The organism is Corallococcus sp. AB049A (assembly GCF_003668885.1).
In the GTDB taxonomy this organism is placed as follows: domain Bacteria; phylum Myxococcota; class Myxococcia; order Myxococcales; family Myxococcaceae; genus Corallococcus; species Corallococcus interemptor.
The window spans coordinates 1-435 of the sequence record NZ_RAWL01001163.1 but is presented as its reverse complement, the minus strand read 5'-3'; the positions used below and the strand labels follow the sequence as shown (position 1 = coordinate 435).

Sequence of the window (435 nt, the reverse complement as noted above, 5' to 3'; positions counted from 1 at the left end):
GTCCATCGCCTCGTGCGCATCACGCGCATGCATCACCGGCGCGGAGGGAATGCCGTAGGCCTTGAGCAGTTCATGCGTAGCCAGCGGGTCCAGCCACTGCTGGCCGTTGGCCAGCGCGGCATCGACCAGTGCGCGCGCGGCGGCCGTGTCGACGCTGAAGTCCTGCGGCAGGCTGGGCGGCGTTTCCATCAACGCGTTCTGCGCTTCGCGGTAGCGCACCAGATGCTGGAAGCCACGTACGGCTTCGGCCTCGGTCGGATAGGTCGGCACCCGCGCCGCGTTGAGCGTGGCGGTGGCCTGGTCGTCGTTGCCCAGCCACACCGCGAACACCGGCTTGTCGCGGTGGTGGCGCGGGCGCAGGCCGAGCGTGCGGGTGAGTGCCTGCGCGGCGTCCGCCGATGAGGTGAACGCGGTCGGCACGTTGACCACCATCAC

1 pseudogene is annotated in these 435 nt (G+C 70.1%); it reads right to left on the bottom strand.

The features are described from left to right. Positions 1 to 435, bottom strand: a pseudogene (locus D7X55_RS46640) (hypothetical protein); the annotation flags it as partial.